This is a genomic window from Mesorhizobium sp. B3-2-1, from assembly GCF_006439515.1.
Lineage (GTDB): Bacteria > Pseudomonadota > Alphaproteobacteria > Rhizobiales > Rhizobiaceae > Mesorhizobium.
This window is the reverse complement of the sequence record NZ_VFTI01000004.1, coordinates 208543-231913: the sequence shown is the minus strand read 5'-3', so window position 1 is coordinate 231913 and position 23371 is coordinate 208543. Positions and strand designations below refer to the sequence as shown.

General features: G+C 63.1%; 18 protein-coding genes, 1 tRNA gene and 1 pseudogene. 16 read left to right on the top strand and 4 right to left on the bottom strand.

The window, feature by feature from the left end; all coding sequences use genetic code 11:
* The first annotated feature begins 23 nt into the window (after window positions 1-23).
* A tRNA-Glu gene (locus FJW08_RS06220) sits at window positions 24-98 on the top strand.
* 799 nt (window positions 99-897) lie between these two features.
* Entirely contained in the window at window positions 898-1266 is a 369-nt protein-coding gene (locus FJW08_RS06215) for a cell envelope integrity protein TolA (protein ID WP_140809660.1), read from the top strand.
* 105 nt (window positions 1267-1371) lie between these two features.
* Here FJW08_RS06215 and FJW08_RS06210 read toward each other — a convergent pair whose 3' ends face one another.
* On the bottom strand, window positions 1372-1587 hold the full coding sequence (locus tag FJW08_RS06210) for a hypothetical protein (protein WP_140754559.1): 216 nt from the start codon (window positions 1585-1587) through the stop codon (window positions 1372-1374).
* Window positions 1588-1925: 338 nt separating this feature from the next.
* Here FJW08_RS06210 and FJW08_RS06205 point away from each other — a divergent pair, with 338 nt between their 5' ends.
* The 9 genes from FJW08_RS06205 (at window position 1926) to phoB (ending at window position 14056) form a co-directional block, all read left to right on the top strand.
* Window positions 1926-2756 carry a DUF2865 domain-containing protein gene (locus FJW08_RS06205; RefSeq protein ID WP_246682220.1) on the top strand — a complete coding sequence of 277 codons (831 nt, stop codon included), beginning with the start codon at window positions 1926-1928 and terminating at the stop codon, window positions 2754-2756.
* A gap of 192 nt (window positions 2757-2948) precedes the next feature.
* Window positions 2949-3185, top strand: a complete 237-nt coding sequence (locus FJW08_RS06200; protein ID WP_140754557.1) for a hypothetical protein — start codon at window positions 2949-2951, stop codon at window positions 3183-3185.
* Window positions 3186-3772: 587 nt separating this feature from the next.
* Window positions 3773-8320: a PAS domain-containing protein gene (locus FJW08_RS06190; protein WP_140809656.1), complete on the top strand. Its 4548-nt coding sequence runs from the start codon at window positions 3773-3775 to the stop codon at window positions 8318-8320.
* Window positions 8321-8853: 533 nt separating this feature from the next.
* A complete protein-coding gene (gene pstS, locus FJW08_RS06185; RefSeq protein ID WP_140809654.1) occupies window positions 8854-9909 on the top strand; it encodes a phosphate ABC transporter substrate-binding protein PstS in 1056 nt (351 codons plus the stop codon).
* A gap of 66 nt (window positions 9910-9975) precedes the next feature.
* Window positions 9976-10959: a phosphate ABC transporter permease subunit PstC gene (pstC, locus tag FJW08_RS06180; RefSeq protein ID WP_140754549.1), complete on the top strand. Its 984-nt coding sequence runs from the start codon at window positions 9976-9978 to the stop codon at window positions 10957-10959.
* A gap of 3 nt (window positions 10960-10962) precedes the next feature.
* The gene (gene pstA / locus FJW08_RS06175; RefSeq protein WP_140809652.1) at window positions 10963-11814 is read left to right on the top strand and encodes a phosphate ABC transporter permease PstA; all 852 of its coding nucleotides are present in this window, start codon (window positions 10963-10965) and stop codon (window positions 11812-11814) included.
* The gene (gene pstB / locus FJW08_RS06170; protein WP_140809650.1) at window positions 11811-12614 is read left to right on the top strand and encodes a phosphate ABC transporter ATP-binding protein PstB; all 804 of its coding nucleotides are present in this window, start codon (window positions 11811-11813) and stop codon (window positions 12612-12614) included. The genes pstA and pstB overlap by 4 nt, the downstream gene beginning before the upstream one ends.
* A 25-nt stretch (window positions 12615-12639) precedes the next feature.
* Window positions 12640-13347 carry a phosphate signaling complex protein PhoU gene (gene phoU / locus FJW08_RS06165; RefSeq protein WP_015315387.1) on the top strand — a complete coding sequence of 236 codons (708 nt, stop codon included), beginning with the start codon at window positions 12640-12642 and terminating at the stop codon, window positions 13345-13347.
* 19 nt (window positions 13348-13366) lie between these two features.
* The gene (phoB, locus tag FJW08_RS06160; RefSeq protein WP_140809648.1) at window positions 13367-14056 is read left to right on the top strand and encodes a phosphate regulon transcriptional regulator PhoB; all 690 of its coding nucleotides are present in this window, start codon (window positions 13367-13369) and stop codon (window positions 14054-14056) included.
* A 121-nt stretch (window positions 14057-14177) separates the two neighbouring features.
* Here the strand turns inward: phoB and FJW08_RS06155 are convergent.
* Both FJW08_RS06155 and FJW08_RS06150 read right to left on the bottom strand, forming a co-directional pair.
* Window positions 14178-14357: pseudogene (locus FJW08_RS06155) on the bottom strand (sugar kinase); the annotation flags it as partial.
* 79 nt (window positions 14358-14436) lie between these two features.
* On the bottom strand, window positions 14437-15408 hold the full coding sequence (locus FJW08_RS06150; protein WP_140809646.1) for a sterol desaturase family protein: 972 nt from the start codon (window positions 15406-15408) through the stop codon (window positions 14437-14439).
* A gap of 112 nt (window positions 15409-15520) precedes the next feature.
* Between FJW08_RS06150 and FJW08_RS06145 the strand changes: the two genes are divergently transcribed.
* Window positions 15521-16402, top strand: coding sequence for a LysR family transcriptional regulator (locus tag FJW08_RS06145; RefSeq protein ID WP_140809644.1), 882 nt, complete (start codon window positions 15521-15523; stop codon window positions 16400-16402).
* A gap of 239 nt (window positions 16403-16641) precedes the next feature.
* On the opposite strand, the gene FJW08_RS06140 is transcribed toward FJW08_RS06145, so the two are convergent.
* Entirely contained in the window at window positions 16642-17886 is a 1245-nt protein-coding gene (locus FJW08_RS06140) for an ROK family protein (RefSeq protein ID WP_140754537.1), read from the bottom strand.
* Window positions 17887-18154: 268 nt separating this feature from the next.
* Between FJW08_RS06140 and xylF the strand changes: the two genes are divergently transcribed.
* From xylF to FJW08_RS06120, 4 genes are all read left to right on the top strand, one after another.
* Window positions 18155-19195, top strand: a complete 1041-nt coding sequence (xylF, locus tag FJW08_RS06135; RefSeq protein WP_140809643.1) for a D-xylose ABC transporter substrate-binding protein — start codon at window positions 18155-18157, stop codon at window positions 19193-19195.
* Between the two features lie 144 nt (window positions 19196-19339).
* On the top strand, window positions 19340-20692 hold the full coding sequence (locus FJW08_RS06130) for a sugar ABC transporter permease (protein ID WP_140754533.1): 1353 nt from the start codon (window positions 19340-19342) through the stop codon (window positions 20690-20692).
* Between the two features lie 10 nt (window positions 20693-20702).
* On the top strand, window positions 20703-21515 hold the full coding sequence (locus FJW08_RS06125; protein WP_140809641.1) for an ATP-binding cassette domain-containing protein: 813 nt from the start codon (window positions 20703-20705) through the stop codon (window positions 21513-21515).
* Window positions 21516-21651: 136 nt separating this feature from the next.
* The gene (locus tag FJW08_RS06120; protein ID WP_140809639.1) at window positions 21652-23274 is read left to right on the top strand and encodes a CHASE domain-containing protein; all 1623 of its coding nucleotides are present in this window, start codon (window positions 21652-21654) and stop codon (window positions 23272-23274) included.
* The last annotated feature ends 97 nt before the right edge of the window (window positions 23275-23371 follow it).

Below are 23371 nucleotides of genomic sequence, written 5' to 3'. Positions count from 1 at the left end.
GCCTATATCGCCGGTTCTTGAACGCGCCCATCGTCTAGCGGTCAGGACACCGCCCTCTCACGGCGGGAACAGGGGTTCGATTCCCCTTGGGCGTACCAAGCAACGGCGTGGTCGTTGATCTCCAGACAATCCAACGATTTCGGACCAGTACCCGCATGGGCTCTGCATGCCTCGAAAGAGCGCGCAATGCCCGGCGAGAGTCCGGGAATTTCCCATGCCCGAATCCACCCAATTTAAGTCAGGCCGCGGCGCTTGAAAGCACTGCGATCTCTGATACTTGCGTGCGGGGGGTAGCTTTCGCGGCAACGCGGATTTTGGGTTCGGGTAGAGTTTGGAATGACTTCCGTGAAGATGACATGCGCGCACTGCCATGGCGGCGGCAAGGTTTTCGATTGCTCCAGATGGCATGCGTCAAAAGGGCATTGCTGCCCGCATGGGACGCATCAAAGCGGTTGTCCCGGAAAGACCGTGGTGTGCGCGGAGTGCGCCGGGCTCGGGACGATGCCGGAAGCCGAGTTCAGGGCGGTCGCATAGGCCATCCTACCGCAAAGAGGCGATCTTCGCGGCTATCGATTCGTGCTTGGTGCGTGAGACGGTCGGCACGTTAAGGTTTGGTTTACCAATAGCCTGTCTACTGGAAACAATTCGCTTTCGGCCCGCGACCACGGATGTACTGGCGCAACCGTCGAGGCGGAAAGGAAAGGTCGGCTCAGTGCCGGCCTTTTTGCTTTCGGCATTGGCTCGCATCGGCCACGGCCAGGCGCCCCGGCGGCTTCGCGCTCGGCTCTCTCCGAACAACTTTTTGGCAAGGGATATTGCCATCGCCTCGATCGACCCTACCATCGATTCCGGCAGTCCGACGCGGATTGCCGGCTGGTCGTGACGATGAGGCTTGCGATGAAAGGCATTGCAAAGCTGGTGATTGCGGGTGTGCTGTCGGCAGGTGTCGTATGCACATCGGTTGCCGCAACGCTCAACACCATGGACGATGTCGGGGCCGCGATCCAGTCGTGCTGGACGCCGCCTGGCGACTCCGGGAATTCGACTGTAACCCTGAGCTTCAGTTTCAAGCGCGACGGTACTCTGATCGGACAGCCGCGACCAACCGCCGTCAAGGTGGCCGGCGACGACAAGGCGCGTCAGTCGTTCATCGATGCGGCAATAACTGCGGTGAAGAATTGCACGCCGCTGAGTTTATCGCCGGAACTGTCGCAAGGAATTGCCGGCAACGTGTTCACGCAGCAATTCGTTTCGCCCAAACAGTAGCGGCACACCCAAAAAAGCCTGCCATGGAGTGGGCATGAGCGTGCAGCCTGGCTGGTTCGTCTGAATCGGAGAGCGGGGTCGAACGTCTTTCCCCCGATCGCCGGATCAACGGCTCAGCCGCCGTACTTCGGCATGCCGTGCCAGGTCCGGAGTCTCGAAGACATAGTCGCTCCAGGCCGATTCCGGAATCTGCCCGGCCAGATAGCACTCGAGCAACAGATTTTGCTCGGGATTGAGCGGCCGCGGGGCACGTTCGTGATCCAGCCCGAGAGTGTGAAAAAGGTTTCTTGTCAGTTCCGATACCGTGAAGTGGATCGACATCTGCGTTCTCCTTCGCCCTTGAACGCAGCAGCGCGGGCAAAGGTTTCAAGGCCAGACACCGGTAACGCCTGATTGATCGCATGGCTCGACGCAACGGCCTGCCGACGGCCGCAGGTCTGTCTCCATTGCTTCCCGGTTCGCCTCAATCTTGAAATAAAAATGTAATATCGAATTTACAGGCAGGATTATATTGCACTAGATGAAGCTCTTCTCGGACAGAAGTCTTATAATGTTACGTATATCTCATTTAGTGGCAATTTACTCAAGTCGAAATAGCGTGGTTCCGGACTATCGGCAACAAGGATCGTGGCATTCAGATGACCCGTTTCTGTCTTTTCATGATGATCGCGCTGGTATCGATCGTTGCGTTTGGGTTCGGCACAACATCTTCCTACGCGGACAGTTGTGGTGCGATCAGAAATCAGTTGCTGTCCGCTGGCCGCGGCGGAGGCGCGAGCCCGGCACTGGCTCAGCTTCGTCGCCAGCTCGCGGCGATTCAGGGCCTGGAGAGGCAGCGCAAGTGTACCGCGCAAACTGCCGCGGGCGGCTTCTTCAACGCTTGCGCCGACCTGGCTCGAAACCAGACTGAGGTGCAGCGCCAGATCGCGACTGCGTCCAATTCCGGGCGTGACAATTCCGGCCCGCAGGCTCGGTTCGCAGCGCTCGGCTGTCCGTCGGGGGCAAAGCAGGAGCGCCCGGCGCCGAAGGCCCAATCCGCGACGGCGGCGGCCGGGGCCACGACCAGCGGCAATGCGATGCTGTTTTGCGTCCGCCTTTCGGACGGGTATTTCTTCCCCGCGCCAAAGTCGCAATTCGCCGGCAGCGGCGATCTCAAGGAAATGGCCGATCAATGCCGTTACATCTGCGACGATCCGGCGGTCGATCTCTACACGCTGAGCGATATCAGCAAGGAAACCGACAGCATGGTGGCGCTCGACACGCGCAAACCATACACCGAGTTGCCGGCAGCTTTCCGGTATCGTGACGATGCCAATTTCAAGGCCTGTGACGTCAAGCGTTATTATCAGCGGGTTGCCGAACTGACGGCCAGGACGGTGACGCCCACGAACATGACCAATGCCATCATCCCTTTACCTCAGGCAAAGTCGGACCTCGGCAGCGTCGCGGCAATTCCAGAATCCGATATCGAGGCTCCGGGTGCCGCCTAGCCGCAGTCGATAGGGGCCGGCAAGCGGACCGTGCGTGTGGTCGGTCCAGTTCTTTCCGGCTGAATGACCACGGGCGTTTTCGAGCGCGTAGCCGTCCTCGATGAGCCTGTCGCGTGCCCGCTGGAACCAGGATCCGACTGGAACAGGGACCTGCTCGCGGCGTTGTGGTCGGTATCAGGCAGGAGGAACACCATGGCCACGTTCAGGGAAATGAGGATACTGGAGATCGTCGAAGACGGCTCCCTGACTTCCGACCAGAAGATCGCCGAATTGCGCAAGATCGAATCCGAGGCGCGCGGGCTGCAGCGGGCTGCGACGGAGGGCCCGATGGGCGACGACGACGGCTGGCAGGACGATCTGCGCCAGGTTCGGCTTGCGCTCGACAGACTGGGGGCCAAGGAACCGAGGAAGGGCGCGGCATCGCTCTAGGACGCTGTCCGCTGGAGCGGTTCTGCGATCCTGTCAAATGCAAAGCCGTCCTAGTCGCAGACCATGCGAACCCTTTGGCCGGGTGCGCTCACGTTCCGGCATGCGAGTTGTTTTTCGGGGCCCGATGACGGCGGAGGCTGCGGCGATACCCTGGTCCGATGCCGTCGGTGCGGTGCAGGTTTCAGGACCTTGCGCTCGGAAACCCGTCCGGGTGGCTGGGGTGGCCCCCGAAAGGCGCCATTGTCCACCTGAGGCTGGTAATCGACATTGGGCGGCGGCCGGTCCCAGATCCGCCGGGCATCGAGCGGCCGCGGGATGATGACCGTGCCGTCATAGCTGCGCGAGCAGCCACCGCTGAAAAGCAGCGCCACGCCCAGCAAGAAAGGCACAATCCGTCCATACATTAGCAACACCCCTGCACATGCTTATAGCGCGGCCTCGCTGCGCGCCACAACCGGACGGAATAACGCAGCAGGAACCGGCCGGTTGCGCCGTTAAGGTTAGCGGATCGTTAATGCTTCTGCGGCACATTTCGCCGACGAACCGCGGAGGGAGGGTTCGGCCTTGATTTTCGGGGTGGGGACAGCATGGCGGAATCGAACGAAGCAATCGGCGCGCGCGGCAAGCGCGAGCCCGGCAAGGCAGCCGCGCATGGCGGCGATGGATCATCCGTCGACGTGGATTGCGCCGGCGCGCTGCGCCAGCTCGTCGAAGCGGGCTCGGACTGGAGCTGGGAAACCGACGCGGAACTTCGCTTTTCCTGGCTTTCACAAGACTACGAGGCGGCGACGGGCATCGATCCGGCTGATGTGCTTGGCCGGTTCCGCTTCGATTTTCTCAATCAGGTCCTGAAGGGCAACCGCAGCGCGGCAGCGCATCTGGAGGATTTGCAGGCGCACCGGCCGTTCCGCGACTTCGTCTACGAACTGAAGGGTGGCCGCCCCGACTGCCGCTGGGTGCTGACGTCAGGCTTCCCGCGTTTCGACAGCGACGGAAAATTCGCCGGCTATCGCGGCATAGGCCGCAACGTCACCGCGCTGGCCAGCGCCTTCGAGGCCATGGAACCGCCAGCTGACGGCGAGTCCGTCCAGCATCTTGGCGATCTCGAGCGGACGATGGATGCCATGCATATGGGCGTCGTGCTTCTGGATGCCAGGCTCGACACGCTGATCGTCAACAAGGCTTATCGCGATCTCTCCGGGATTCCGGATGGGGCCGTGACCGTCGGCGCTCCGTTCAGTCTGTTGATGGAACTCAACCGCCGCAACGGCATCTATGGCGACATCGACGAAGAGCAATGGCGGCGCTACCTCGCCACCCGCGTCGAGGAGATCAGGGCCGGTACCGTCGCGCCTCGGGAGTTTGTCCGCGCCGACGGGCGGACCATGATGTTCTCCGTCACCGCTCTGTCGGGAGGCAAACGCCTGCTGACCTACTATGAGGTCACCGAAGTCAAGCGCCGTGACGCCGAGATCGAGAACGCCAACGCCAAGATCGCCGAGACGTTTGCCAACCTCCGCACCATGGTCGATCAGATGCCGATCGGCGTTCTCGTCCTCGATGCCGCCATGCGTGTCGAGATCATCAACCGCGCCTTCTACGATTTCTGGCAGATCGACGCCCAGGACGCCGAGACCGGCTGCAGCTTCCGCGATCTGATGAACGCGAGCCGCAACACCGACCCCTATGGCTCGGACGACGCGACATGGCAGCGGCATGTCGCCGAGCGCGAGGCCGAAATCAGAGCCGGCACCGCCGGATCGTGGCAGTTCCCGCGCAAAGACGGCGGGACGCTGATCGCGTCGATGGCGCCGCTGGCCGGCGGCAAGCTGCTCATTTGCTATGTCGATGTCACCGACATGAAGGACCGCGAGGCCGAACTTGCCGAAGCGCTGGAAAAGGCGCGGCTGGCGGAGACCGTGATCAACGCCGTCGAGGATCCGATCTTCGTCAAGGACGACAATTTGCGCTTCGTCTTCGTCAACGAGGCCTTCGCGGCGCTGTTCAAGCAGGCGCCGCAAGCCATGCTTGGCAAACCGGGGGGCGATTTCCTAGGGCCGGCCGACGTCGCGTTGTTCGAAAGCAGCGAACGTGAGGTGCTGGCCAGCGGGCGGCAATATGAAGTGGAGGAAAACTTCGAGGCGGGCGGCGCCAGCCGTTCGCGCATCGTCAGGAAGAACCGCGTCCGCATGGCAAGCGGCCGCGACTATGTAGCCGGCTTTCTCTTCGACATCTCCGACATGAAGCGGCGCGAGACCGAAGCGCAGGAAGCGCGGAAGCATCTCGCCAACGTGCTTGAATCGCTGCCGGCCGGCGTTATCATCTACGATCGGGACGACAAGTTCGTCTTCGCCAACCACAGGCTGCAGAATACGCTGCCGGCGCTGAAGCCCTTCTGGCAGCCCGGCCGCACTATCCGCGAAGCGCTGGAGTTCGGCCATTCGGTCGGCTATTTCCGTTCGAGCGGCGATCCTGGGATCGACAGCCTGTACGAAGTCGATTCCGAACGCTGGCTTGACGGCATCCTGGCCCGTTACCGTCTGCCGAATTCCTCCTATGAGCGCCTCAATTCGGATGGACGCTGGTACCAGGTCTACGACATGCGCACCGACGACGGCACGTTCATCGGCGTGCGCGTCGACATCACCGACCTGAAGAGTCGCGAGGCTGCGCTTCATCACTCGATGCGCCAGATCGATCTCTTCCGGCATGTCATGGACGAGTTGCCGGTAGCCGCCTTCATCAAGGCGCAGGACCTGAGCATCGAATTCGTCAACAAGGCCTGGTGCGCGCTGACCGGTCTCGCCAAGGACGATGTCATCGGCCGGACCGACCGCCAGTTGTTCAGCGGCGAGGAAGCAGAGGGCTTCAGCCAGGACGACACCGATGTCGTGACGAACGGCAGTGTGCGTGAGGTCGAGGAGCCCGTCACCCATCGTGACGGAACCGTGCGGCAGTTGATGACGCGCAAGAGCCGTCTGGTGGCCACGGACGGATCGGTGCATCTGGTCGGCTCCAGCACCGACATCACCGACGTCAAGGCACGCGAGCAAGCTCTGGAAGAGAGCATGCGCGAGAACGAGGTGTTCCGCAGCCTGATCGACAATGTACCGGTGTCGATCTACGCCAAGCGCTCCGATCTCAGGCAGTTCTATGTCAACAAGGGCTGGTGCGACCTCACCGGCTTCAGCAAGCAGGAGGCGATCGGCAAGACCGACGTCGAAATCTTCGGGCCGGATGGCGAGGCCTTCGTAGCCAGCGATCTCGCCGTGCTGCGTACCGGCGAGACCCAGGAGATCGAGGAGACGGTGCGCCTTCCCGACGGCAGCGTCAGGCATCAGTTCGCCCGCAAGGGCGCTATGATCGCCTCCGACGGTTCGCTCTACCTGATCGGTTCGACCACGGACATCACGGAGCTCAAGCAGCGCGAGGCGGAGCTCAGCGAGGCGCGTCAGCGCGCCGTGCTCGCCGACCGCGCCAAGTCGGAATTCCTCGCCAATATGAGCCACGAGATCCGCACGCCGATGAACGGCGTGCTGGGCATGGCTGAACTCCTGGCCAAATCCAATCTCGACCCGAAGCAGAAGACATTCACCGACATCATCGTCAAATCGGGCAATGCGCTCCTGACCATCATCAACGACATCCTGGATTTCTCCAAGATCGATGCCGGCCAGTTGGTGCTCGACCCGGCGCCTTTCAATCTCGCCGAGGCGATCGAGGACGTGGCGACGCTGGTGTCGACACGGGCCAAGGAAAAGGATCTCGAGCTCATCGTGCGCATCGAGCCGCGGCTCGAAAGCCTGTTCATCGGCGATGTCGGCCGGATCCGGCAAATCGTCACCAACCTGCTCGGCAATGCGGTGAAGTTCACAGAAGAAGGCCACGTGCTGGTCGATGTGACCGGCGAACGGGTTCCGACCGGAACCAGGCTGACGATCTCTGTCACCGATACCGGCATCGGCATCCCCGAGGAAAAACTGAAACTGGTGTTCGAGAAATTCAGCCAGGTCGACACGTCGTCGACACGGCGCCACGAGGGCACCGGGCTTGGCCTTGCCATCACCTCGCGGCTGGTCGACCTGATGGGTGGCGACATCGGCGTCGAGAGCGCCGAAGGCAAGGGGTCGACCTTCTGGTTCACAGTGACGCTGCCTGGGGCCGGGCAACAGAACGGACAGCGCATCACGCCGGTGGACGTGACGGGCGCACGCGTGCTGATCGTCGACGACAATGCCGTCAACCGCGCCATCCTGACCGAGCAGATGACCTCGTGGACGTTCGATTCCTGCGCGGCCGAAAGCGGTGCAGAAGGCCTCAAGGTGCTGATCGCCGCGGCGGCCTATGGCGTGGCGGTCGATTGCGTCGTGCTCGACTATCAGATGCCTGAAATGAGCGGCGCCGAAATGGCGCGCATCGTGCGCGACACCGAGGGCCTCGCGGATACGCCGATCATCATGCTGACCTCGGTCGACCAGTCGCTTGCCAACACCAGCTACCGCGATCTTGGCATCGACGCGCAGCTGATCAAGCCGGCACGCTCCTCGGCGCTCCTGGAAACCTTGGTCGCGACCATTCAGCGCCATCGCCACGCCACCAGCGGCCACACCGTTCAGCCGCCAGCGGGCGAGGCGCTCGAGATTGCCCCGCGGGCCCCTCTGGCGATAGCCGAGCAGCGTGCGCAGCTGCAGCCGCCGCCGGTTCGTCCCAGGCTGCCTGCCTCCGGCGGCGGGCAAAGGCTGGATATCCTCGTGGCCGAGGACAATGAGGTGAACCAGATGGTCTTCACCCAGATCCTCGGCGAGACCGGCTACCGCTTCGAGATCGTCGCCAATGGCCGCAAGGCGCTCGACGCCTTCGGCACGCTCAATCCGTGCATGATCCTTATGGACGTCTCTATGCCGGAGATGAGCGGTCTCGAAGCGACGGCCGCGATCCGCCTGCTGGAGCAGGAGACCGGCACGCATGTGCCGATCGTCGGCGTCACCGCGCATGCGCTCAAGGGCGACCGCGAACGCTGCCTGGAGGCGGGCATGGACGACTATCTGCCCAAGCCGATCAGCCCCAGGGCCCTGCTCGAGAAGGTCGAGCGCTGGGTCGGCGCCGGCCGTCAGGTCCATCGCAACGCGGGCTAGCACCCGCGTCGCCGGGATTGCAGGATCCGGCGAGACAAAATCGAGGGAATCAGCTGCGGATTTGCTGCCACCCCTGCGTGCAATGGATATGGTGCGATCGCACCATATCCAAGGCGATGCCGAGCCGGGACAATAGCAAAATCGAATTCCGCCCTTCTCGGTTACGGGCGGGAGCAGCGACCGCCTGCAAGAAACAGCGTCACTCTACCCCAACGGACCTGTTTTTGGCGATGGCCCGGCCATGACACGCTCTGGCTGCGAGCAACGCGCTCCCGTCCGGATTTTTTTCACTTGGGAACGCCCGGTCGAATCCCGGGTCATTCCAGCCGTCGGACGGCTCAAGCTCCTGATTCCGGCGGTAAACCCGGACCGCGCCGCGGGCGCCCGACATCGGCGCCTTTCTCGGTCCGGGCGACGCGTTACCGGGCTGACATGAAACTGTCATGCGACTGTTATAATCGAAGGCTATTGGCCTCAGCGGGCGCCGGAGGAAATGGCGCCGAGAGACCATCTTCCGAACAGGAGCAGGCCACATGAGACATTTCATCCGCTCGGCGGCCGTTGCGATTGCAATGGCTGCGGCGTCCACCATCACCCTTTCCGCGGCAATGGCAGCTGACCTTTCCGGCGCCGGTTCCACTTTCATCTATCCGGTGTTCGCCAAGTGGGCCGACACCTACAAGAAGGACACCGGCATCGGCCTCAACTATCAGTCGATCGGTTCCGGCGGCGGCATCAAGCAGGTCATCGCCAAGACCGTGACCTTCGGCGCCACCGACAAGCCGATGTCCGACGCCGACCTCCAAAAGAACGGCCTCGTGCAGTTCCCGATGGTGATGGGCGGCATCGTGCCGATCGTCAACCTCACCGGCATCAAGCCGGGCGAACTGGTGCTTGACGGCAAGGCGCTGGCCGACATCTACATGGGCAAGATCACCACCTGGGACGACGCCGCGATCAAGGCGCTGAACCCCTCGCTCACCCTGCCGTCGACCGCGATCGCCGTCGTGCATCGTTCGGACGGCTCGGGCACCACCTTCAACTTCACCGACTATCTGGTGAAGCTCTCGCCCGACTGGAAGGACAAGGTTGGTTCGGACACTGCCGTGGAATGGCCCACCGGCGTCGGCGCCAAGGGCAGCGAAGGCGTTGCCAACACCGTCAAGCAGACCGACGGCGGCATCGGCTACGTCGAGTACGCCTATGCCAAGCAGAACAACCTCTCCTACTCCAAGATGCTGAATGCGGCCGGCAAGGTGGTCGAGCCGTCGCTCGAATCCTTCGGCGCCGCCGCTTCGAATGCCGACTTCAAGGGCGCGAAGAACTTCAACGTCATCATCACCAACGAGCCTGGCGACACCACCTGGCCGATCGCGGCTTCCACCTGGGTTCTGATCCACAAGGCTCCGAGCGATGCCGCCGCCACCGGCGAAGCGCTGAAGTTCTTTGCCTGGGCCTATAAGGACGGCAAGGAAACCGCCAAGGCGCTCGACTACGTGTCGATCCCCGACAGCGTCGTCGACCTGATCAAGGCTTCTTGGAAGGCCGACATCCAGGCTGACGGCAAGCCCGTCTACGCAGGCGAGTAACATCACCCGAAGGAGCGCCGCTTCACGCGGCGCTCCTTTTTCTCAACACAAAGAGCCGAGCTTGACATGAGTGCTGTCCAGGAAGCCTTGCCAGCCATCAAGGGCTCGCGCGACGCCATCGTCAGACGTTTTGCGTTAACCGATTCGATCTTCCATGGGCTGACCCGCGCCGCCGCCATTCTCGTGCTGGTGCTGCTTGGCGGCGTTGCCATCTCGTTGTTTGCCGGTTCCTGGCAGGCACTGTCGACCTTCGGCTTCTCGTTTCTGACCAGCGAGAGCTGGAACCCGGTGACGGAGAAATTCGGCGCCCTGGCGCCTATCTACGGCACCATTGTCACATCGGCCATCGCCATCCTGATCGCCGTGCCGCTCGGCATCGGCATTGCCATTTTTCTCACCGAGCTTTGCCCGCGCCCCCTTCGGCGCCCAATCGGCATGGCGGTGGAACTTCTGGCCGGCATTCCTTCGATCATCTATGGTATCTGGGGCCTGTTCGTCCTGGCGCCGTTCCTGCAGACGACAGTGCAGCCCTTCATCATCAGCGTTTTCCACGGCATTCCCGGCCTTGGCAGCCTGTTTGCCGGTCCCCCCTACGGCATCGGCCTGCTGACCTCGTCGCTGATTCTCGCCATCATGGTGCTGCCCTTCATCACCTCGATCACCAAGGACGTGTTCGACACGGTGCCGCCGGTGCTGAAGGAGTCCGCCTACGGCATTGGCTGCACGACCTGGGAAGTGACACGTCGCGTCGTCATCCCTTACACCCGCATCGGCATCATGGGCGGTGTCATGCTCGGCCTTGGCCGCGCGCTTGGCGAAACCATGGCGGTGACCTTCGTGATCGGCAACGCGCACCGCATCTCGACCTCGCTGTTCGCGCCGGCAACGACAATCTCGGCGACCATCGCCAATGAATTCACCGAAGCCGTTGGCGATCTCTACACGTCCTCGCTGGTGGCGCTCGGCCTCATCCTGTTCGTCATCACCTTCCTCATCCTTGCGATCGCACGCTACATGCTGATGCGCATCGACGCCCGCACCGGAGCCTGACCGATGTCGACAGCCTCGTCGCTTCACAGCCGCCGCAAGGCCAGAAACTCGGTGATGATGACGCTGTGCGTCGCCGCCGCGGGCATCGGGCTTGCCTGGCTGGCACTGATCCTCGGCGCGTTGATCTACAAAGGCGCAGCTGGGCTCTCGCTTGATGTGTTCACGCAGATGACGCCGCCGCCCGGCGATGCCGGCGGCCTGCTGAACGCTATCTATGGCAGCGTGGTGATGACGGTCATCGCCGTTATCGTCGGCACGCCAATCGGTGTTCTGGCCGGCACCTACATGGCCGAATACGGCCGCTTCTCGAAACTCACCACCGTGGTGCGCTTCATCAACGACATCCTGCTGTCGGCGCCGTCGATCATCATCGGCCTGTTCGTCTACGAATTGATGGTGCGGCCGATGGGGCATTTCTCGGCGATCGCCGGCGCCGTCGCGCTGGCCATCCTGGTCATCCCCGTGGTCGTGCGCACCACCGAGGACATGCTCAACCTGGTGCCGAACGCCTTGCGCGAAGCCGGCACCGCGATCGGCGCGCCGCGCTGGGTGGTCATCAAATCAGTGGCTTACCGTGCCGCACTTTCCGGCATCGTCACCGGCATATTGCTGTCGATCGCCCGCATCTCCGGCGAGACGGCGCCGCTGCTCTTCACCGCGCTGAACAACCAGTTCTGGTCGAGCAATCTCAACGCGCCGATGGCCAGCCTGCCGGTCACCATCTTCCAGTTCGCTCTCAGCCCCTATGAGGAATGGCAGCAGCTGGCCTGGACCGGCGCACTCATAATCACATTGACGGTTCTCGCGCTCAGCATCTTTGCGCGCAGCCTGACCGGACGCAGAGAGGACAAATGAGCCAGATGTTGTCTCCAGACATGACGATTGCCACCGAGGCAGCCGCCAAGGCGAAGATCGAGGTCAAGAACCTCAATTTCTACTACGGCCAGTCGAAGGCGCTGAAGGACATCACGTTGTCGCTGCCCGAGCGCAGCGTGACGGCCTTCATCGGACCGTCGGGCTGCGGAAAGTCGACGCTGCTGCGCGTCTTCAACCGCATCTACGAACTATACCCCAAGCAGACCGCCGAGGGTCAGGTGCTGCTCGACGGCCAAAACGTTCTCGACCGCTCGCAGGATCTCAACCTGCTGCGCACCAAGATCGGCATGGTGTTCCAGAAGCCGACGCCGTTCCCGATGTCGATCTATGAGAACATCGCCTTCGGTGTCAGGCTCTACGAGAAGATCAGCAAGGCCGAGATGGACGGCCGTGTCGAACAGGCGCTGAAGCGCGCGGCACTGTGGACCGAGGTCAAGGACAAGCTGAACGCCAGCGGCCTCAGCCTGTCGGGCGGCCAGCAGCAGCGGCTTTGCATCGCCCGCACCGTGGCGGTCAAGCCGGAAGTCATCCTGCTCGACGAGCCGGCCTCGGCGCTCGACCCATTGTCGACCGCCAAGATCGAGGAACTGATCGACGAGTTGCAGGCCGACTACACGATTGTCATCGTCACCCACAACATGCAGCAGGCCGCGCGCGTCTCGAAGCAGACGGCTTTCATGTATCTGGGCGAACTGGTCGAATTCGACAAGACCGAGAAGATCTTCACGTCGCCTCGCGAGAAGCGCACGCAGGACTACATCACCGGCCGCTTCGGCTGATATCACGCATACGAGGACCAGGATCATGGCCGAACACACAGTCGCAGCCTTCGACGAGGATCTCGGACAGATCAGCAGGCTGATCAGCGACATGGGCGATCTCGCCGGCACGATGGTCGGCGGCGCCACCAAGGCGTTGCTGAATTCGGACAACGCGCTGGCACAGCGCGTCGTCTCCGACGACGCCATCATGGACGCGCGCCAGCGCGAACTCGACGACCGCGCCATCACCCTGATCGCCAAGCGCCAGCCGATGGCCGACGATCTGCGCCATGTCGTCGGCTCGATCCGCATGGCGGGCGATCTCGAGCGCATCGGCGACCTTGCCAAGAACATCGCCAAGCGCGTCGGCTCCGTCGGCCTCACCGCCACGCCGCGCGACCTGTCGCATTCGATCGACTCCATGGCGCAGCTGGTGCTGATCCAGGTGCAGGGCGTGGTCGAGGAATATGCGGCCGGCGATGCCGCCGCACTCGCCAAGCTCAGGAACGACGACGAACGCATCGACGTCAAATACACCTCGGTGTTCCGCGAACTCCTGACCTACATGATGGAGGATCCGCGCAACATCACGGCTTGCACGCATCTCTTGTTCTGCGCCAAGAACCTCGAACGCATCGGCGACCATGTGACCAACATCGCCGAGAATGCGTATTATGTGCTGACCGGCACGCAACTGCCCGCCAACCGTCCGAAGCAGGACGAGACGGCGATGTCGGTGCCGGCGGCTTGACGGCAGGGATGATCAATCGATGATCGCGCCACGCATCATGGTGGTGGAGGACGAGGAGCCGCTCGGCGTGCTCCTCCGCTACAATCTGGAATCGGAAGGTTACCAGGTCGAGGTGGTGACACGCGGCGACGAAGCCGAGATCCGCCTCCAGGAGAACGTGCCCGACCTCCTGGTGCTCGACTGGATGGTGCCGGCGATTTCCGGCATCGAGCTCTGTCGGCGCCTGCGAATGCGGCCCGAGACCGAGAGGCTGCCGATCATCATGCTGACGGCGCGCGGCGAGGAGAGCGACCGCGTGCGCGGCCTTTCGACCGGCGCCGACGATTATCTAGTCAAGCCGTTCTCGACGCCGGAATTCATGGCCCGGGTCAAGGCGCTGCTGCGCCGCGCCAAGCCGGAAGTGCTGTCCAGCGTGCTCAAGGTCGGCGACATCGTGCTCGACCGCGAATCGCACCGGGTCTATCGCAAGAAGAGTGAGATCCGGCTCGGACCGACCGAGTTCCGCCTGCTGGAATTCATGATGCGCCATCCCGGCCGCGTGTTCTCGCGCAGCCAGTTGCTCGACAATGTCTGGGGCGAGACGATCTATATCGACGAGCGCACCGTGGACGTGCATGTCGGACGGCTGCGCAAGGCGGTCAACAATGGCCGCATGCCCGACGTCATCCGCACCATCCGCGGCGCGGGCTACGCGATCAGGGAAGACTAGACGTCTGTCCCATCTCGGTGAGATCGGAATGGGGAGCGCCCACGTGTATGATTGTGCACCTTCCAGAGCAAAACAATCATGCATGCCGCGCCGATCACATGGAAGAAAAACAAATCCCGATGTCGAAGGAGATCGATTTCGAATGCTGGCCGCCGGCGGTGTGGGCGATCGCCTCGCGCAGTGCCGGCTCGATCAGGTCGAAGGCCGCCGCGCAGACGCCGACCATGGCGACGGGTGCGGGATCGATCAGCGCGAACAGGCTGCCAAGCCCGTATCCGAGCGCTTCGCCGGCCTTGCGGTAAAGAGATCGGGGGCTAGGGCGGTCTGCGGCGTAAACCTGCCTGAGGACTTATATCACGTGCCCCTTCCGCCGGCGTGACCTATAGCCGGCGCCGCGCGGCAAGACGCGCCTTCATCCGTGCCTTTGCCGATTCAGTGCCATCGTGGAAGGTGTCGAACCACTTGTCCCATGGCACTTCCAGCGTGCCGTAGTTCACCTCAAAGTAGCGATGATGAAGCTGGTGGTGGAAGGTGCCCAGGTCGACGCGCTTGCGCCCGGCCAGCCAGAGCCCTTCGAACCCGGTATGGGTGGTAATGGCGTAAAGGCCATAGAACATCAGGTGGCAGATAAGATGCACCGGGCTGGACGGAACAACGAAATGGACCAGCGCGGTTCCGAAATAGAAAATGTGTTCAACCGGGTGCATCGCAAGGCCCGACCACGGCCCCACATCAATATTGCGGTGATGCAGCGCGTGGATGCGGTAAAGGAGCTTCGTATGGAGCAGCCGGTGAATCCAGTAGAAGTAGAAACTCTCCCAGATCGGGATCAACAGGAAGAGGCCGACGAACCAGACCGGGTGGCCGGACCATGTTAGAGTCGGCGCATAGCCATTGGCCATCGCCCACCAGACCAGCGCCTCGTATGCCGACCAGATCGTTACGCCCGAAGCCAGCGACCAGAACACGTTGTCGGCCAGTTGGCTGTCGAAACTGAACGCGCGCCCCTTGCGCGGGTAGGGGCGCGGATCAAACTTCTTGTCGGTGCCCTGCAACTGGTGGCGGTGAAAAACAAGATGCAGCCCCTGCGCTACAACTACCGTCAGGCCGAAGTCTCGTAGCCAGATCACCCCGATCCATAGCCCTGGCTCCTTCGCCTGGGCAAGCGTGGGGCTGGCCAAGGCATAAGCCGCGAAGGCCAGCCCCACGATGACGAGATTGATTGAGACAGGCAGCCAGCTTCCGACATACCAGCGAAAGATCGCTGCGAGGTTCAGCGGCCAGCGCCAGACCGGCGCAATCTCAATGGGCAGGCTGTCGGGGACGTGGTTCCATTCCTTCCGGTCTGACATCGATGTCGCTCTTTTCCGGCCGTGGTTCATGCGCAGGGTATTGCTCGGAAATTGACAACACAAAGAATATCTTTTCAGGTATTGGGGTCATTTTAATTGATGGTAAGATCTCATGAAAACACCGCACCCGACCTGGCTGCTCGCCTTCGAGGCGGCGGCGCGGTATGGCAGTTTCACCGCCGCGGCCGCTGAGCTGAACCTGACCGCAGCGGCCGTCAGCCAGCATATCCGCCTGCTGGAAAAGCATGTCGGCGCGCGGCTGTTCGAGCGGCTGCCGCGCGGCGTTGCGCTGACGGATATCGGCCAGGCCTATGCCCAGCCGGTGCGCCAGTCCTTCGCCGAGTTGCAGCGGGCGACGGACGGTCTCTTCGCGCGCCCATCGCGGCGGGTGGTGCGGGTGCGCGCCTCGATCACTTGGGCGGCGTTGATCCTCGCGCCCCGGCTGGCCGATTTTCGGCAGGCCCATCCAGAGATCGAAATCCAACTCTCCACCTTCGTCTGGTCCGATCGTTTTGAAGCCGGCAACAGCGATGTCGACATCCGCTGGGGGCACGGCGACTGGCCCGAGGGTGCGGTTCAACTGCTGGCCCATGAATCCGCGATCGTCGTCTGCCATCCTGCCGACACCGCCTGGTTGGCGGGGCGCCGGGACATCGGCGACTTCCCCTTTGCCTGCCTGCACCATGTGATCGGGTTTGAGACCGAGTGGCAGCGCCTGTCGGATCATTTCGGCCTCGCCCTCCCGGCCCCGCCGCAGCGTGCCCGCTACGATTCATCGCTGCTCGCGCTCTGGGCGATGACCACGGGCGGCGGCGCCATGATCGTTCTGGAGAGTTTCGCCAGGCCGTTTCTCGATTCCGGCCAACTGGTCGCGCCCTTGCCGCACCGCGTGCCCATAAGTGGCGCGCATTACATGGTGCAGGCCGACGGGGCGGGACGCAATGACGCGGTGCAGACCTTCTGCCGCTGGGCTGCGGCGCTCTACCCGGCCTGAACGCCGGTTGTGGGTACTGGCGCACGGCGGACCGCACCGCCGCCCGACGGGGGCTTAGAGCCGGATGATTTTAGGTCGAATCGACCTGAAATCTGAATCCTTCTCTAAATCGAAGAGATAGAGCATGATGTCGTCCGAAAACCGCTTCACACTTTTCGACATCATGCTCTAGCAGGAGGCTCGAAATCTGGCGGGTAGTATGTCATGCCCCGTCGGAGTGATTGGGTTCGATCTTGGTCTCAGGCAACGTTCTTTCCCGCGCCCGCCCTTGCCTGCACGCCAGGCGCGAAAATCTCCTGGTCGACGAAGGTCAATGCGCGCATGGCGCAGCCTTCGCGGATGAGCGGCAGCTCGTTCGGCTCGGTGTCGAAGGAAATCGATTCCGAATGCTGGCCGCCGGCAGTCTGGGCGATGGCCTCGCGCAAGGCCGGCTCGATCAGGTCGAAGGCGGCGGCGCTGACGCCGACCATCGCAACCGGTGCCGGATCGATCAGCGCGAAAAGACTACCGAGGCCATAGCCCAGCGCCTCGCCGGCCTTGCGATAGGCTTCGCGCTCCGGTCCGTCCTTCTCCCTTGCCGTCGCGGCGAGTGTCCGCATTTGCGCGTCGCTGACATCGGCGACCGGCTCGGTGTCCTCGCCAAGCTGCCTGGCGTTACGCCAGATGGCGTAGTTGCCGGCATAGGCCTCGACACAGCCGCGCCGCCCGCAGCGGCAGAGCGCGCCGCCGGGGCGATGGATCATGTGGCCGAACTCGCCACCCGACGAATGCGTGCCGGTGAACAGCTCGCCCTTCAGCACAAGGCCCATGCCGATGCCGTGCGAGAGCAGGATGGCGATGAAGTCGTCGCGGTAGCGTTCGGGGTCGCGCCAGCGCAGCGCCACCGCCATCATGTTGCAGTCGTTCTCCACGGTGGCGGGGATGCCGAATTCGGCTTCGAGTATGTCGGCGAAGGCTATGTCCGTCTGCGGCGTGATCGGCGACCACAGCATGGCGCGCGCCTCGGTGTCGGTGATGCCCTGGATCGCCAACGCGATGCGGGCCACACTGCGGACATCGAGATCGGGATCCTCGAGGCGACGTCGTACTATTGCCGTGCATTCGCCGATCAGCGCCTCGCGCGACATGGTCAGCGTGTCCAGCCGGCGCTGTTCCTCGGCGACCACCTGGCCGGCATAATCGATGACGGCGACAGAGAGGAAATTCAGCGACAGCACCACGGTCATCACAGCCGCGGCCTCGGGGTTGAGGCCAAGGCCGACCTGTGGCCGGCCGCGTTTCAGTGAGCCGGCCTCGTTGGGCTTGCCTTCGGTCAGGATACCCTCTGCGATCAGGTCGGCTGATATCGCCGATATGGTCGAGTGGCTGAGGGCCGTGGTCGCGGCGATCTCGGTGCGCGAGGGCTGGCCACCCTGGCGCACGGCTGCAATCACCATTGCGCGGTTGCGCCGGCGCAGATCGTCGTGACGGATTCCGACCGACATGCTTTCCCACATCCTCCCCGTCGCCGTGGTTCCTGACGCCCCTCGACACCTCCGGCAACGCGTCGAATACTGGCAGAAGCGGCTGGTGCTGTCATTTATTTATTGCGGGACTCGAAAAAAGGTTCCCGGCACCTCAAAATGCATCAGAATCGATGTTGACAGCGTTCCGACGATGGACCAGTATTTTTTCGGGGCTCGAAAAAATAGGGCCTCTGTGCCGGCCTTCGGGCCAGTTTGGTCGCGCCATACGCGGCGCAGGGAGGATAACATGAAGAGATTCACAGTCGCCATTCTGGCGGGTGTCGCCATGTCGCTGACACTGGCGTCGGTCGCGCAGGCGAAGGACAAGGTCATCGGCGTTTCGTGGTCGAATTTCCAGGAAGAGCGCTGGAAGACTGACGAAGCCGCCATGAAGAAGGCGATCGAGGCCGCGGGCGACAAATACATTTCCGCCGATGCGCAGTCCAATCCCGGCAAGCAGCTGACCGATGTCGAAAGCCTGATTTCGCAGGGCGCCAATTCGCTGATCATCCTGGCGCAGGATGCGTCGGCCATTGGCCCGGCGGTACAGAAGGCGCTCGACGAGGGCATTCCGGTCGTCGGCTATGACCGCCTGATCGAGAACAAGGACGTCTTCTACCTGACCTTCGACAACAAGGAAGTCGGCCGCATGCAGGCCCGCGAGGTGTTCAAGGTGAAGCCTGAAGGCAACTACGTCTTCATCAAGGGCTCGGGCGCCGACCCGAACGCCGACTTCCTGTTCTCGGGCTCGATGGAAGTGCTGAAGGAAGCCATCGACAGCGGCAAGATCAAGAATGTTGGCGAAGCCTATACGGACGGCTGGCTGCCCGCCAACGCCCAGAAGAACATGGAGCAGTTCCTCACCGCCAACGACAACAAGATCGACGCGGTGGTCGCGGCCAATGACGGCACCGCCGGCGGCGTCGTCGCGGCGTTGACGGCGCAGGGGCTCGCCGGCACCGTGCCGGTCTCTGGCCAGGACGGCGACCACGCCGCGCTCAACCGCATCGCGCTCGGCACCCAGACCGTGTCGGTGTGGAAGGACGCGCGTGAACTCGGCAAGAACGCCGCCGAGATCGCCTCGCAGCTCGCCGACGGCAAGAAGATGACCGACATCGCCGGCGCGAAGGATTTCACGACGCCTGGCGGCAACACCGTCAAGTCGCTGTTCCTGACCCCGGTCGCCATCACCAAGGACAATCTCAACCTCGTCATCGACGCCGGCTGGATCAAGAAGGACGAAGTCTGCGCTGGCGTCGCCGCCGGCAGCGTCGCGGCCTGCAACTGAGTTTGACCGCTTGCAGAAGTGAAGGCGCCGCGGCCCCAAAGCCGCGGCGTTTTCTCAAAAAGATTTGTGTTTCCGCGTCGCGCGGATAGCTTTCTAGGCTGGGTTCGGCATCCGCGTCAGACGGCCAGCCGGTTGGAGGAAATCATGACCGACACGACGTCCGACCTGCAGGCCGACACCGCGCGAGCCTCGGAACTCGGCGCGGTCGCCCGGTTCCTGAAAGCGACCGAGATCGACACCCGCATGCTGGGCATGATCGGCGCCCTGCTGCTGATCTGGATCGCGCTGCATGTGATTTCGAGCCTGCGTCTTGGCGTCAATCCGCTCGATTTCGACAGCCGCACGTTTCTCACGCCGCGCAACCTGTGGAACCTGTCGGTCCAGACGTCGGCGGTCGCCATCATGGCCTGCGGCATGGTGCTGGTCATCGTCATGCGCAACATCGACCTGTCCGTCGGTTCCGCCGAGGGCTTGATCGGCATGGTCATGGGCTTTGCCCAGGTGCATTTCCTGGTCCGGTTCGTGGGGCTTGAACTCGGCAATCCGTGGATCTGGGTGCTGGCGCTGGTCATCGGCCTGGCGCTCGGCCTTTTGATCGGCGCGTTCCAGGGCTTCGTGATCGCCTATCTCGAAGTGCCGGCCTTCATCGTCACGCTGGGCGGCCTGCTGGTCTGGCGCGGTGCCGCCTGGTGGGTCACGTCAGGCCAGACGGTGGCACCGCTCGACGCCACCTTCCAGCTGATGGGCGGCGGACCGGCCGGATCGATCGGCGCCACCTGGAGCTGGGTCGTGGGCATCGTTGCCTGCCTGGCCGTCGTGTTTGCGCTGTTCAACGGAAGGGTGCAGCGCAAGCGTTTCCGGTTCCCGCTGCGCCCGATCTGGGCCGAGACGCTGCTCGGCGTCGTCACCTGCGCCGTCATCATGGGCGCGGTGTGGCTCGCCAACTCCTATCCGTGGCCGATCGGCATCGTGAAGCGCTACGCGGCCGCCAACAACATCACCGTGCCCGAGGGCGGCCTGTTCATCGCCCACGGCATCGCCATACCGGTACTGATGGCGGTCGCCGTCGGTCTGGTCATGACCTTCATCACCAAACGCACCCGTTTCGGCCGTTATGTCTTTGCCATCGGCGGCAATCCGGAAGCGGCCAACCTCGCCGGCATCAACACGCGCTGGATCACCATGAAGGTGTTCATGATCATGGGCGTGCTGGCCACCATCGCAGCCGCCATTTCGTCGGCACGGCAGAACTCGGCCACCAATGTGCTTGGCACATTGGACGAGCTGCTCGTCATTGCCGCGGCCGTCATCGGCGGCACGTCGCTCGCCGGCGGCTCGGGAACGATCATCGGCGCCATGCTCGGCGCGTTGCTGATGCAGTCGCTGCAGTCGGGCATGGTGCTCCTCGGCGTCGACTCGCCGCTGCAGAGCATCGTCGTCGGCGCCGTGCTGGTCATCGCGGTGTGGCTCGACACAGTCTATCGCAAGCGGGTTTAGGGGTACGATCATGGCTGACAAGACCGCTCCCGCAACCGCCCCCATGGGCACGCCGCTGGTCGATATGCGCAACATCTCGATCGCCTTCGGCGGCATCCGCGCCGTCGACGACGCCTCGATCGATCTTTTCCCCGGCGAGGTCGTGGCGCTGCTCGGCCACAACGGCGCCGGCAAGTCGACGCTGATCAAGATCCTGTCCGGCGCCTACAAGCGCGACTCCGGCCAGATTTTCGTCAATGGCGAGGAGGCAGCGATCTCCAACCCGCGCGACGCCAAGAAATACGGCATCGAGACGATCTACCAGACGCTGGCGCTGGCCGACAATGTCGATGCGGCCGCCAATCTGTTCCTCGGCCGCGAGCTGATGACCGCCTGGGGCACGCTCGACGACGTCGCCATGGAGGCCGAGGCGCGCAAGGTGATGGGGCGGCTCAATCCCCGCTTCCAGCGCTTCAAGGAGCCGGTGATCAAACTGTCGGGCGGACAGCGGCAATCGGTGGCGATCGCACGCGCCATCCTGTTCAACGCCCGTATCCTCATCATGGACGAGCCGACGGCGGCTCTCGGGCCCCAGGAAACGGCGCAGGTCGGCGAACTGGTCAGGCAGCTCAAGTCCGACGGCATCGGCATCTTCCTGATCAGCCACGACATCCACGACGTGTTCGAGCTGGCCGACCGGGTCTGCGTGATGAAGAACGGCCAGGTCGTCGGCACGGCACGCACCACGGATGTCACCCAGGACGAGGTGCTGGGCATGATCATTCTGGGCAAATGTCCCCCAGGTGCCATACCGGGGCCGGGTGCGCTGAAGATCGCCGCCTGAGGCCAGCCAGGCTGCGTGTACGCCCCGTTGCCGTTCACGTGATATGCCAGTGATCACGATGGCTTGGCCTGACCATTGTGTTGGCCCGTCGACTTGCCCATAAAGGTCCTGTTTTGCTCAGGGACCGCATCATCCATTGAAGAAGCTTTTTCCAATCGTCGCGTTCATTGCCGTTGCATTGATCAGCATGACCATGGCGGGATTCGCTTATTTCGCGACGCAGGAAGCCGCCCGCATCAAGTTCGAAGGGGCGGCCGATGACGCCCTCAACCGGATCGAGAGCCGCATCGACCTGCATCTGTCGCTGCTGCGCTCGATGCAGGCCCTGTTCGACGCGCGCAACGGCGATATTTCCCAGAACGAGTTCCAGGCCTTCTTCAAGGCGCTGGATGTCGACAACAATTTCGCCGGCCTGCGCGGCATCGGCTTCCTGCGGCTGGTCAAGACAGGCGACGAGGCAGCGGTGGAACGCGACATTCTCCACGATTTCGGCGCCAGCCACCCGGTCTATCCGGATACGACGCAGCCCTGGCGCACGCCGATAGTGCTTTTCGAGCCGCTGGATCCGTCCAGCCAGGCCAGCATCGGTTACGACATGTTCAGCGAGCCGGTGCGGCGCGCGGCAATCGAAAAAGCGATGGCCGACGACCAGCAGCACGCAAGCGGGCTGGTGCAACTCGGCCAGGGCACGGGCGCCGCGCAGACCTTCACCGGCTTCCTGGTCTTCGTGCGGCTCAACGTCGAAACGGCGCCGGAGGTCATCAACGCATCGCGGTCCTCGACCGCCGGCTTTCTCTATGCCGCCTTCCGGGCCCGGGACCTGTTCCAGATCGCGCTGAGCCGTGCGCCGCTGCTGCCGGTCAACACAGAGATTTATGACGGAGCGGTGAACGGCGACAATCTGTTGTTCCGCTCGGAGACGCCACCGGCTTCATCCCTGGGAGACCGGCTGCTGGTCACCCGCAAGATGACCGTGGCGGGACGCCCTTGGACCGTGTTGTTCAGACCGACCAGCGCCTTCTCGCAACCCTCGTCGCGCGCCATCCCCGTAATGCTGGGGCTGTTCGGCCTACTCCTGGCCGGCGCCATTGCGCTGGTGGCGCGCTATCAGGAGCGAGCCTATGACGCGGTGTCGGCCTTGCACGAAACGACGGAAAAGAGCCTGCTCGAAAAGGACCTGATGCTGCAGGAGATGAAGCATCGCATCAAGAACTCGATCACCAGGGTGCTGGCGATCGCGCGGCAGACGGCCTCACGGGCGACCGACGTCAGCGAGTTCTCCGCCTCCTTCTCGGCCAGGCTGCAGGCGATGGCCGCTTCGCAAGACATGTTGACGCGCTCACGCTGGCAGAAAGCCGACCTTGCCGATCTGCTGCGCATCGAGCTCGGCCAGGTGTTCGGCAAGGAGCTGCCGGATGGGCTGCTGTCAGGCCCAGAGGTGCTGCTTGACGAAACCACGACGCAGGCGCTTGGCCTGACCTTCCACGAACTGGCAACCAATGCGCTGAAATACGGCGAGGCCGGCAATTTCGTCGGCGCTCTCAAGGTGGACTGGTCGCTGGAAGGGCGCGGGCGCGAGCGGACGCTGGCGCTGAACTGGCGGGAGGCCGGAAAGAAGAAGGTCGAGGCGCCGGCCGCGACCGGATTCGGCACCAAACTGATCGACCTCAATGTCACGCGCGAATTGCGCGGCACGATCAAGCGCGATTTCCAGGCTGACGGCCTGAAGGTGGAAATCAGAATTCCGTTGGTCGGCTGAAATCCTGCCGATCGGCAACCAAGAAAATCCGGAGGTCGCACATGGCCCCCGGATCTGTATTCCATTAGAACGGTTCAGCGTTTGATAGAAATTGCCG

Excerpts from the sequence above, each read along its gene's own strand:
- FJW08_RS06215 (WP_140809660.1), top strand. The coding sequence starts at position 898 with ATGAAAGGCATTGCAAAGCTGGTGATTGCGGGTGTGCTGTCGGCAGGT.
- FJW08_RS06210 (WP_140754559.1), bottom strand. The coding sequence starts at position 1,587 with ATGTCGATCCACTTCACGGTATCGGAACTGACAAGAAACCTTTTTCAC.
- FJW08_RS06205 (WP_246682220.1), top strand. The coding sequence starts at position 1,926 with ATGATGATCGCGCTGGTATCGATCGTTGCGTTTGGGTTCGGCACAACA.
- FJW08_RS06200 (WP_140754557.1), top strand. The coding sequence starts at position 2,949 with ATGGCCACGTTCAGGGAAATGAGGATACTGGAGATCGTCGAAGACGGC.
- FJW08_RS06190 (WP_140809656.1), top strand. The coding sequence starts at position 3,773 with ATGGCGGAATCGAACGAAGCAATCGGCGCGCGCGGCAAGCGCGAGCCC.
- pstS (WP_140809654.1), top strand. The coding sequence starts at position 8,854 with ATGAGACATTTCATCCGCTCGGCGGCCGTTGCGATTGCAATGGCTGCG.
- pstC (WP_140754549.1), top strand. The coding sequence starts at position 9,976 with ATGAGTGCTGTCCAGGAAGCCTTGCCAGCCATCAAGGGCTCGCGCGAC.
- pstA (WP_140809652.1), top strand. The coding sequence starts at position 10,963 with ATGTCGACAGCCTCGTCGCTTCACAGCCGCCGCAAGGCCAGAAACTCG.
- pstB (WP_140809650.1), top strand. The coding sequence starts at position 11,811 with ATGAGCCAGATGTTGTCTCCAGACATGACGATTGCCACCGAGGCAGCC.
- phoU (WP_015315387.1), top strand. The coding sequence starts at position 12,640 with ATGGCCGAACACACAGTCGCAGCCTTCGACGAGGATCTCGGACAGATC.
- phoB (WP_140809648.1), top strand. The coding sequence starts at position 13,367 with ATGATCGCGCCACGCATCATGGTGGTGGAGGACGAGGAGCCGCTCGGC.
- FJW08_RS06150 (WP_140809646.1), bottom strand. The coding sequence starts at position 15,408 with ATGTCAGACCGGAAGGAATGGAACCACGTCCCCGACAGCCTGCCCATT.
- FJW08_RS06145 (WP_140809644.1), top strand. The coding sequence starts at position 15,521 with ATGAAAACACCGCACCCGACCTGGCTGCTCGCCTTCGAGGCGGCGGCG.
- FJW08_RS06140 (WP_140754537.1), bottom strand. The coding sequence starts at position 17,886 with ATGTCGGTCGGAATCCGTCACGACGATCTGCGCCGGCGCAACCGCGCA.
- xylF (WP_140809643.1), top strand. The coding sequence starts at position 18,155 with ATGAAGAGATTCACAGTCGCCATTCTGGCGGGTGTCGCCATGTCGCTG.
- FJW08_RS06130 (WP_140754533.1), top strand. The coding sequence starts at position 19,340 with ATGACCGACACGACGTCCGACCTGCAGGCCGACACCGCGCGAGCCTCG.
- FJW08_RS06125 (WP_140809641.1), top strand. The coding sequence starts at position 20,703 with ATGGCTGACAAGACCGCTCCCGCAACCGCCCCCATGGGCACGCCGCTG.